At 42.2% G+C, this 10,536-nt stretch carries 7 protein-coding genes; 4 read left to right on the top strand and 3 right to left on the bottom strand.

Going from position 1 to position 10,536, the window contains the following annotated elements; all coding sequences use genetic code 11:
* Positions 1-27: 27 nt before the first annotated feature.
* Positions 28-1,923 (bottom strand): long-chain-fatty-acid--CoA ligase, encoded by a 1,896-nt coding sequence (locus tag NG798_RS22530; protein ID WP_261225960.1) that lies wholly within the window; start codon positions 1,921-1,923, stop codon positions 28-30.
* A 13-nt stretch (positions 1,924-1,936) separates the two neighbouring features.
* On the bottom strand, positions 1,937-3,622 hold the full coding sequence (gene hutH / locus NG798_RS22535) for a histidine ammonia-lyase (RefSeq protein ID WP_261225961.1): 1,686 nt from the start codon (positions 3,620-3,622) through the stop codon (positions 1,937-1,939).
* Positions 3,623-4,674: 1,052 nt separating this feature from the next.
* Between hutH and NG798_RS22540 the strand changes: the two genes are divergently transcribed.
* From NG798_RS22540 to NG798_RS22550, 3 genes are read left to right on the top strand one after another with little or no spacing between them, the layout of a single operon-like run.
* Complete coding sequence (locus NG798_RS22540) at positions 4,675-5,859, top strand: LeuA family protein (protein WP_261225962.1); 1,185 nt, start codon at positions 4,675-4,677, stop codon at positions 5,857-5,859.
* Complete coding sequence (leuB, locus tag NG798_RS22545; RefSeq protein WP_261225963.1) at positions 5,852-6,910, top strand: 3-isopropylmalate dehydrogenase; 1,059 nt, start codon at positions 5,852-5,854, stop codon at positions 6,908-6,910. Before NG798_RS22540 ends, leuB begins: the two co-directional genes overlap by 8 nt.
* Before the next feature lie 8 nt (positions 6,911-6,918).
* Positions 6,919-8,646, top strand: a complete 1,728-nt coding sequence (locus tag NG798_RS22550; RefSeq protein ID WP_261225964.1) for an aconitase/3-isopropylmalate dehydratase large subunit family protein — start codon at positions 6,919-6,921, stop codon at positions 8,644-8,646.
* Between the two features lie 444 nt (positions 8,647-9,090).
* On the opposite strand, the gene NG798_RS22555 is transcribed toward NG798_RS22550, so the two are convergent.
* The gene (locus NG798_RS22555) at positions 9,091-9,771 is read right to left on the bottom strand and encodes a hypothetical protein (protein ID WP_261225965.1); all 681 of its coding nucleotides are present in this window, start codon (positions 9,769-9,771) and stop codon (positions 9,091-9,093) included.
* A gap of 517 nt (positions 9,772-10,288) precedes the next feature.
* On the opposite strand from NG798_RS22555, the gene NG798_RS22560 reads away from it, so the two are divergent.
* Positions 10,289-10,536, top strand: a 248-nt coding sequence (locus tag NG798_RS22560) for a hypothetical protein (protein WP_261225966.1), incomplete at its 3' end; no start/stop codon positions are given.

The following is a 10,536-nucleotide window of genomic DNA, read 5'->3' on the forward strand; positions in this document are numbered from 1 at the left end:
GGTTTTTTGAAAAATTTTTTGTTATTATCAAAGTATTCCTTCCTCCCATATTCCAACGCTGTCTATTTCTTTATTATGGTAAAAACTATGTGTAGTCATAAGTTCTGCCGTGAGTTCTTCTGTTATATGAGAAGCTAAACCATCTATGCTAATATCCTTTAAGAATGTCACCAATGGGATTGAAACTTTTAGGCTCATTTCCAATTTACCCTTTAAATCTACTGCCATTAAAGATTCCAGTCCCAACTGATTCAATTTTTGTTCTGCTGTCAATTCAGATAACGATATTTTCAAAACTTGCGCCAATTCTTTATGCAGATAAGATTGCAAAGCAATCTGTCGTTCTTCTGGAGAAAGCACGCTCAGGAATTCGCGGCTCATCCCTTCTTTTCGCGCATTTTCTTGTACCAGTGTTTGTAATTTTTCTGAAGATCGTAATTCAGAGCGCAGAATTTTTTTAAGAACTTTCCCAGTAGGATTCTTGGGAATTGAGTCTACAAATTTAACATGATGAGGGACTTTATAAGCAGCCATTCTTTGAGAACAAAATTCAATAATCTGTCCTTCTGTAATTTGATACCCATCTTTCAAAATAACGTTAGCTGTAACAATCTCAAATCCTGCATCTAGCACCCCGTAAACAGCTACTTCAGCAATGGCTGGATGTTGATAAATGACATTTTCCACTTCAGTCGGATAAACTTTTAATCCGAAAACGTTAATCATGTCTTTAACACGATCCACAATGTAGAAAAATCCCTCCTCATCCATCCGTCCAATATCGCCTGTATAAAACCAACCGTTTTTTATCGCTTCTTGGGTTTCAAAAGGGCGATTCCAATAGCCAAGCATGACATTTGACCCTTTAATAACAATTTCCCCCAACTCGCCTGGAGAAACTTGATGACCTTTACTATCAACAATTTTCATTTCTACATTTTCAATAGGAGTGCCAATTGAACCGAGTTTATATTTTAGGTCGTGATTGTAGCTAGCAAAAGGTGATGTTTCAGTTAAACCGTAGCCTTCATAAATGACAAAGCCGTACTTATCTTGCCAATTTTGTGCAACTTCAATTGGCATAGGTGCTGCTGCTGAAAAGTAATAACGCACGCTTGTTATGTCGTAGCTAGAGGTGTCCGTATTCAGCATTTTTATGAATACAGTCGGGACACCAAAAAACATCGTTACTTTACGATCGGCGATAATTTGCAAAATTTCTTCGAGGTCAAAGCGACGGTGCAAGATAATAGTTGCACAAGCATTCAACCCACTATTGAGAATGGCGTTTTGGCCAAAGCAATGAAACAGAGGTAAGAAAAGTAGCAACCGATCGTTTTGAGAAATCTGGTAACACCGATCAGCCGAGTAAATATTAGAAACTATATTTCCGTGAGAAAGAGTCGCTCCTTTAGGAAAGCCAGTTGTTCCTGATGTGTAGAGGATACAAGCTGGAGCGTGGCTATCCATTTCCACAGATCGCGCTTCTTCTGAAGCATTTTCCATTAGTTGCGATAAACTAATTCCTTTATGAGCTTTACCTTCAGCAATCAAAATGTGTTGAAGTTCGGGTAAGTCTGCTTTTTGTATTTCCTCGCTTTGTAACTCAGTTGTAACGATCGCTTTAGCTGCACAGTCATTGAGAATATAGCTGACTTCAGCACTTTTAAGGGTTACATTAACGGAAACAGCAATCCCACCGATTTTGAGAATGGCTAGATAGGAAATAACGAATTCGGGAATATTCGGTAAAAATAAAGCTACGCGATCGCCTCTATGAATCCCCAAGTCACGTAATCCATTGGCTACTCGATTAGTGAGTCGATCGAGTTGTTTGTAAGTATAGGATTTATCTTCAAAAACCAGAGCAATTTTATCAGGAAATAGGGAGCGGCCCCGTTCTATATGATGAGCAATATTCATAGAGCTTTCATCCTTACTTAAAGCTAGACAAAATTTGATAAACGGCAGTAACAATCTTGCCCCCAGAGGCGATATCAGCCGCAATTTGGGCAATGTGTAAGTCTAGCGATTGTTCGTGGTCATTCCAAATGTAAGGACGGTCAGCAGAAGGAGGGCATCCTAGTACGTTCCGCACTGCCATATATAACTCTCTGGTTGCAGGCGAAAGAGTCTCGCGGGCATCGTAGTGTTCGGCAATTGTATATGTGCGTAAATCAACAGCTTGCACCCCAAACATGAGAGCGATCGCCATATATCGTTGGAAAATGTCTACGCTTGTTCGGGCTAAATTAGCAGAAGCAAACCCTTGGCTATTAATATTTTGGTTATATTGTTCGGCGTGGGTCGGAAATCTGTCGGCTATAGAATTTCCGTAAAATGTTAACAATGGCATAATTGAGTTGCCAGCGATTTGTAGACCTTTTAGCCCCATATTGACAATTCTTTGTGGATTCCCTACTAACGATGGTGGTAATCCATTATTAAATTCTGGAGCAACAAGAGAGGCAATTTGTACATCCAAATGCTTGGCTAATAAACCGATGTAGTACCGCAACCGATCCATTCCGACACCAATATATTGACCCAAAAAATTACCACCGTGATAGCTAGCTTGGTTTTCTACATCTATTAGCGGGTTATCAGTAGCCGAGTTAATTTCTACTTCAATTTGTTTTTGAATTTCTGCAATCCCATCTACAATCGGCCCCATGTACTGTGGTAAGCAGCGCAGTGAATAGCGGTCTTGGATGGGATGAGAGCCACGATCATGGTGAGAACCATCTAATTCTTCCCTAATCAGCCGCGAACCTAAGAGCAAGTCGAGCATTTGGTTGGCAGCCCAGAGTTGACCAGGATGGGGTTTTAGCTTATGGATAAAGGGGTGAAAGGATTGATTAGTACCATTTAAACCTTGGATAGCTAGGGCATGGACACCCATTGATAGTGCTAATAAAACTTTAGTATCATAAACGCAATTGGTGGCAATACCTGTCATTACTGAGGTGCCATTTACCATTGCTAAACCTTCTTTAGGAAGTAACTGCAATCGCTCTAAACCGAGAAGTTCGAGGGCTGTCAGTGCATCCAGTTCTTTTCCATTAAAGTCTACGGTATAGCTTGCATCTAAACCAATTAACGCTCCTGTAATGTAGGACAATGGCACCAAATCTCCACTTGCACCAATTGAACCGAATTCATACACATGGGGGGTGACCCCTGCATTGAGGAACTTTGCCATGCGATCGAGCAGTTCGAGCCGAATGCCTGATGCCCCCTGCAAATGCGAATTGAGCCGCAAAAGCATAGCTGCGCGGGTATCCGCTAGAGGCAACCTTTTTCCTGTTCCTGACTTGAGGAACCATATCAAGTTGTTTTGCAGCAGTGCCGCACATTCGCGTGAGATCGGAACATTTGCCATACCGCCAAAGCCACTGGTGACACCGTAAATAGGCTGACCCGATTCCACAGCATCCTGAATGTAGTCACAGGATGCTTGTACGCCGCCCAGAATATCAGGCGCATCAGTGATGCGTACCTGTACACCGTGACGCGCTACACTAACTACTTCGTTTATAGTCAGAGAGCGATCGCCCACTACTAGGGGTTGCTCGGAATTTTCCAAACAGACTTCTTCCAAAGGCATTTTCATACCAACCATGCGTTTAAACCTACCTGCTGTTGGACAATGAACTGTCGAGTTGCATTGGACATGGAGCTTTTGCCTCTGAGTGCTAGATGTAGAATTGAACAACGGTAGTAAATGCTACTGATTGTGTCCTGGATAGCCGAGCGATCGTCCTAACAGGATATAATCGCTTTCACTTCCCGTCCGCTTCTGACTACTGGATAGACCTTTGCCAAAGCGATCAGTACGGGCCAACCTAACCCCTTAGCATCCGACCCCTATCAAAAAAGGGATCTAACCTGAGTTCGACAGCCTCCACACACCTGTCCAAAGAGGTATTTACATTTTCAGCTTGTTATCCTTCTCTAGGATGCCGATTTTTTTTACAGTTGTCACTATCGTTTTGTAAAGACTTGGTAAAGCTTAGCCGATCTTCTATAAAGCTCAAAGCACGTCCTGCCACTTTTTATACGTCAAACTGCTTCCGTGCAGAGCTTTTCCACTTGTAGAGGAAAAGTACAGTTATTGCTTTGTCAAGCTAGAACACTCTGCACGAAAGCTCTTTAGGACACAATCCCGTATTTGGGTTGAATTTCCTTCATAACTTACGCAGCTATTTTATATACAGTGTCTGGATGGGGACACTGGCGCTAACTTGCTTTACTGATAGAGGGGTTGCGTAACTCTTCTCCTTCATATTTGCTCAACCAAGCTATACCAAGTCTTTACAAAACGATAGTGACAGTCACGAAAGAGAAAAGGTAAATTAGAATAGAACTATTGAAAAGACAACCCTCTAATGAGGGACATATAGGTGCTGCTAAATTCACTGTAAATACCTAGTTAGATAGATGCCTGGATACTTATGTTGAAAAGCTACGCCCCGCATTGCCCTATAACTTGCCACCTAGCTCAAAATTTGCCGCTGGCTACCCATGCAGTTGACCTCACTTCTAAGCTTCTGTGTTGTTCGCTTACACTACGTCCGCACAAAAGCTTGTGATTAGTTACCCGGTGCTATGCCAGCGTTTTTTGAAAAATTTAATCGCTAGTCGTAAAAATTACTATTTTGGTGGATAAACAAGATGCCAACACTTCCCTTAATCATTTCTGACGAAACTCTCCGAGATGGCGAACAGCAAGCAGGGCTTTTCTTCCCTTACGAAACTAAAAAAACTTTAGCTAACCTCATCAGCCAAACCGGAGTCCACCAAATAGACATAATGCCAGCAGTTCACGAAACAGAAGAACATTTACTAAAAACCTTAGTGGCAGAAGGTAATAGGAGTATTATGATAGCTGCCACAATGATAGGCAAACAATTTATCGACCAGGCTATTGCCTGCGGAGTAGAACGAATAATTCTCTTCTATGCCGTTTCAGACCGTCTTTTACTTTCAAGAGATACAGAGGTTCGCAATTTAATAGCACCCCCAGAAAAAATAGAAGAGAACAATCTCTCTAATGAACTTGTCCGCCACGTCCGCGAGAATATGATTAACAAAGTTTTGGAAAATCTACGCTACGCGACAAGTCCAGAAATTGGTTTAAAAGTAGAGTTTGCCGCCGAAGATGCCAGCCGCGCCGATTTTAACTTTTTAGTAGAGTGCATTCGCTCATTCCAACCCTATATCGAACACTTCGTCCTCTGCGATACGATGGGCATCCTCACTCCAGAAAAAACTTATATATGGGTGCGCGACCTCTTAGAATTAACCAATAATGTAGCTTTGGGAGTGCATTTCCATAATGACTTAGGTATGGCTCTCGAAAATACTCTGCAAGCTGTCATCGCGGGAGCTACAATGATTTCAGGCACATTTCTAGGTATCGGCGAACGCGCTGGAAATATCCCACTAGAACAAGTTTTAAATGGACTTAGATGGCGCTTTGGAATAGAAGTAGAAGGTATTAACTATCAAGCACTCTCCCAAGTAACAAACTATCTCGACTCTCTAGGAGTTCGTCCCGCTCCCCCTTACTCTCAAGCCGCCCTTCGTCACGAAAGCGGCATTCATGTAAATGGCTTTTTACGCGACCCCGACAGCTACCACATTTTTCCTCACGTTGAACCTGAGATTTGGTTTGGTAAATGCAGTGGAGCCAGCAATTTTCAATACCTGTTCGAGAAACAATTAAACCAACCTCTCTCCTCTCAAGAATATAACCAAATGCGAGATAAAATAAAATCCTTGTCTATTCAAGAACAACGCTGTTTCTCCCCTGAAGAGATAGTCTCACTATTCAAACAAGGATTTTTCAATGACTGAGCCGTATCGCGTGGTAGCACTACCCGGAGAAGGAATCGGGCCAGAAGTAGTAGAAGCTTCCTTAAAAGTTCTTCAGCATTTAGCCCAAATAGAAGGCTTTTCTTTAGTTATAAATTATGGCTTAATCGGACAACCCGCATTCGAGGAATTTGGAAACTTTTTCCCACCACAAACGGCACAAATATGTGAAGGTTCTGATGGAATTATATTCGGAGCAGTGACAAAAGGTGGTATTCTCGAACTCCGCCAACACTTCGACTTCTTTACCAACCTTCGCCCCGTGCGTCCCTTTGCAACTTTATTGCATAAATCCAGCCTCCAGCCTCAAAAGATTCAAGGACTGGATATCTTGTTCGTGCGGGAACTGGTAAGCGGAATATACTTTGGCCCATCAGGACGAGAGCAAGACGAAAATGGCTCTTATGGTTATCACACCATGAAATACTACGATTGGCAAATCAGCCGTATTGCTAGAGTCGCTCTCCAAAAGGCTAAAGAACGCCGAGGTTTACTCACCGTCGCTCACAAGGAAAACGCTCTCCCACAAATCCCTTGGAACCGTTTAGTGCAGGAGGAAGCCAAGTATTTCCCAGATGTTGTCGTGGAACCGATGTTAGTAGATAACTTAGCTATGCAACTGGTACGGGAGCCAAAGCGATTTGATGTGATTCTAGCTGGAAATCTATTTGGGGATATCCTCAGCGATATTGGAGGGGCATTGGTAGGTTCCATTGGGCTATTACCCTCTGCTAGTATTAACTATCAAGGATTCGGTCTTTATGAGGCTATACACGGTACAGCACCAGATATTGCTGGGAAAGGTATTGCTAATCCTTTAGGAACGATGGGAGCAGTTGTATTAATGCTCCAGCAGTGGGGAGAAACCCATGCTGCTACTCATCTAACTCAAGCAATAGAAAGAGTTCTAGCTTTGGGCTACCGCACGGGTGACTTAACTCCCCAAGGTGAAGAAATCTTGGTGAATACAGGAACTTTAACTGAACTGATAATTCAACAACTATCTGAACTAACTTTAGCAAATAAGGAGTAAGAAAACGTATGAAAATAGAACCGAAAGTGTTAAATCTTGGAGATGATATTAATACCGATGATATTATACCAGCTAAACGGTGTACGACTGCCGACCCAGAGTATTTAAAACAGTATGCTTTTGAACATTTGATTGGTGAAGGTAATCTTCTCGGCTATGACGAAATTGTAGCAGGACACAATTTCGGCTGCGGTTCTAGTAGAGAAAATGCGCCTATTGCGATTAAAGCTGCGGGTATTAAAAAAGTTCGCGCTCATTCTTTTGCAGAGATATTTTACCGCAATAGTATCAATATTGGTCTAACACTAGAAATTGATTCCCAAACTCAAGGTAATCCAGTCGTTGAAGCGATTGTGAGTGCAGGGGGTTTAATTCCTTTTAACCAAAAGCGCCAAAAAGGTGAAATTTCTCTTCCTAAAAGTGCCACTTCTGCTAGAGTAATGACTATGGCTGAAAAACTTTTAGCACGCGCTTCTGGGAACGATTACGTACAGCCGGGAGAAACAGTTTTTGTTAAGGTCGATTTAGCGATGTCTCACGATGCTGTAGCTGCACCTGTTGCTAAGGTTTTTTACAAACATTTTGGGGAAAATGCTAAACTTTGGGATGCCAATCGGGTTGTTTTAGTAGCGGATCACTTTATTCAAGTTAACGATCTGCGAGTAGACCCGAAAGCTACTTTACAATATTCGGAAATGGTGCAGTTTGCGCGATCGCAAGGTTGTCATTTATTAGATGTCGTTTCGCCTGGAGAAGCGGCGGGTATTTGCCACGTTTTACTGCCGGAAAAGGGTTTTATTCGTCCAGGTACAATCGTAGCAGGAACGGATTCTCACACTTGCACTTATGGGGCATTTGGCTGTTTTTCCACTGGTGTGGGAACGACGGATATGGCGAATATATTTGCAATGGGGGATATGTGGGTGCGAGTTCCTTCCACTCTACTTTTTCAACTGGAAGGAACTTTGCCTAAATATATTACTGCTAAGGATATTATGCTGTTTATCCTGGGCAAAATCGGCTGCGATGGTGCTGTGGGTAAGGTGATGGAATTTCGAGGCAGTATTATCGAGCGAATGCCTATGGAAGAACGAATGACTTTATCTAATATGGCGATCGAGTGTGGTGCAATGTGCGGGTTAATTGCTCCTGATGCCACAACTCGCCAATATTTGCAAAGCTGCGGTCAAGATTTATTTGAGGAAGTTGTTAGTGATTCGGATGCTGATTATGAAGAAATTTATCGATTTGATTTTAGCGATTTAGAATCACAGGTGGCTTGTCCTCCTAAACCCGATCAAGTAGTTGGAATTAGTGCGTTAGGAGAAGTAACTATTACTAAGGCTTTTATTGGTTCTTGCACGGGGGGAAAACTTTTCGATTTGGCGCAAGCTGCTGAGGTACTTAAAGGCCGTCATCTAGCTCCTGGCGTGAGTCTTTTTATTGTGCCAGCTTCTTTAGAGGTGCGTCAAAAGGCTGAGAGTTTAGGATATATGCAAATTTTTGCTGCGGCGGGAGCGACTGTTCTCAAATCAGGTTGTGGTGCTTGTATTAATGCTGGACTTGGGGTGTTAGATAAGGAGGAAACGGGGGTTTATGCCACTAATCGTAATTTTAAAGGACGAAGTGGCGATCCAACGGCGAAGAATTATTTAGCTTCTCCTCGCGTGGTGGCTATTTCGGCGGTTGAGGGGAGAATTAGTGATCGACTCTCAGCTAAGCAGACGCAAAGATAGTAAAGCTATTACAAACCGCAAAGTAGCACTTCAAACCAGCATCTGGTAAAGATTACAGTTATTTTTTCGTTCATTACCTGCCTGTGCCCTGCCAATATTTAGTTCGCACAGCAGAATATGGACTATACTTTGCCGTAGGGACTGAAAGAGAAGCGGAAACTTCTACCACTTAAAGCTTTCTCTCTAGTTCTTAACAGGCTGGAATTTTAGCAAACAAGCTGGCTTTTTACGAGATAACTAATATTCACTTTTCTTAAGATACCTACTGTTCTCCAATAGCCCATCTCTCAATTATGGAGGAATAAGGCATCAATTCTTTACCTGGTAAAAGTCTTAATTGCTAATTTGCGGTCGAAAGTAGCTTCGCTATTTCTAGGCCAAATAGTATAATTTTTTGCGTTAAAAGAGGTATTAATTTTATGTTGCAGTTACCCTAAATTCATCTCATCGGGAATTCTGATGAATTTTGATTGTACCATCAGGTAACTTTTCAACTGAATCTATTTCTCCTAATTTATCTTGAAAAGTGGCTAGACCCCACATTGACACTTGAAAAAGCTTTTCTACAGATAACAATTCCATTAATTGAAAAACAGCATTTACAACAGACGCTTCATCTGAAGGCTTTACTTGGAATACTAAACTATCTTCTTCCGGTTCAGTTTCTTCTGCTAGAACCTCCGAAGCTTTTGCCACACTACTTATCCCTTCCTGCGGCCCTAATTTCTCTTGAACCAAATTAGACTTTTCTAACAAGGACTGGATGCTAGAGTCTGGTGAGTTTGAGGGAACGCTGTTAGATTCAGGGGAGTGGTTTTGCCGGGGAAACTGTAAACGGTCTAAAAAATCAGTTCCTAATTGGCCACTAAGGTATTCTTCTAATTCAATAACTGAACAGCCCAGAGCTAGGGCTAACTTTCTAACACTATCTCGACGAATCAACTGCTCTCCAAGTGTCCATCTGCCTACAGAATCATTAGAAACTTGTTCTCGGCTACCTTTTGAACGAAGAGTTTGTGTTAAATACCGAGCAATAGCAGCATTTGAAGGATCTGGTAGGTGATCCTTCAAGTATTCAAATAGCTTTGCTTGCTGGTTACGTCGCAATGAATCAGAACGATCCAAAACTTTACAATCCCCTAAACTATTGATTTCTAAGGACTTTAGACTGATTGCCTCACAGAGAGAGAAAATTTACGAGACTTTACATAAAAGTAGGTTGACTTTAAATGCAAGAGAACTATAATAAGAGCATCCGATAATACGAGTATCATAGAATACGAGTAGTTTCGGAGCAGTGTTTTCTGCTTTGGAGAAAGCAGGTCTTATTCAGTCCGCAATTTTTGCAAGCTGAACTAGCACCCTAAATTTTCTCCTGAATTCATCCTAACAGCATCAGCGAATTGCTGGGGAAAAAACCTAAAGATGGCTTTTTAAGCAATCTTGGCGTTAGCGTTCCCAACGCTACTAACAGTTAATGGTAGGCGGACAACCTCTCTTTTTAAGATGGCTCAGCCACTATTACACCTGCTGCGTTCCACTCTACCCAATTTATCTGGTGACTTCGTAACCACCTAAAAAAATAGGGGTAGTACCACCCACCCCAGCAACCTAAAAATTAATGTTTTTCCAGGCTATCACTATGAATACCATCAGCGCCATCTCATTCCCAAAGGGCACGCCTGAAGCCCTTATCACGGAAGCATTAGACAGTTTCCCTCCCTTCCACCGGCTCCTCGAAAACAATCGGCTACCCGAAATCAAATTGTCACTCTTGCTGGCACAATTCTTTTCAACCAAAGAGTTAAATAACTTCCTCTTGTTCAACCGGCTTGGCTATGTCGGTCGGATCAATACGTTGAGCTTCCCCTCTCAATATCTGCCACCAAA

The sequence above is a fragment of the Ancylothrix sp. D3o genome, from assembly GCF_025370775.1.
Lineage (GTDB): Bacteria > Cyanobacteriota > Cyanobacteriia > Cyanobacteriales > Oscillatoriaceae > Ancylothrix.

Excerpts from the sequence above, each read along its gene's own strand:
- leuB (WP_261225963.1), top strand. The coding sequence starts at position 5,852 with ATGACTGAGCCGTATCGCGTGGTAGCACTACCCGGAGAAGGAATCGGG.
- NG798_RS22530 (WP_261225960.1), bottom strand. The coding sequence starts at position 1,923 with ATGAATATTGCTCATCATATAGAACGGGGCCGCTCCCTATTTCCTGAT.
- NG798_RS22550 (WP_261225964.1), top strand. The coding sequence starts at position 6,919 with ATGAAAATAGAACCGAAAGTGTTAAATCTTGGAGATGATATTAATACC.
- NG798_RS22540 (WP_261225962.1), top strand. The coding sequence starts at position 4,675 with ATGCCAACACTTCCCTTAATCATTTCTGACGAAACTCTCCGAGATGGC.
- hutH (WP_261225961.1), bottom strand. The coding sequence starts at position 3,622 with ATGGTTGGTATGAAAATGCCTTTGGAAGAAGTCTGTTTGGAAAATTCC.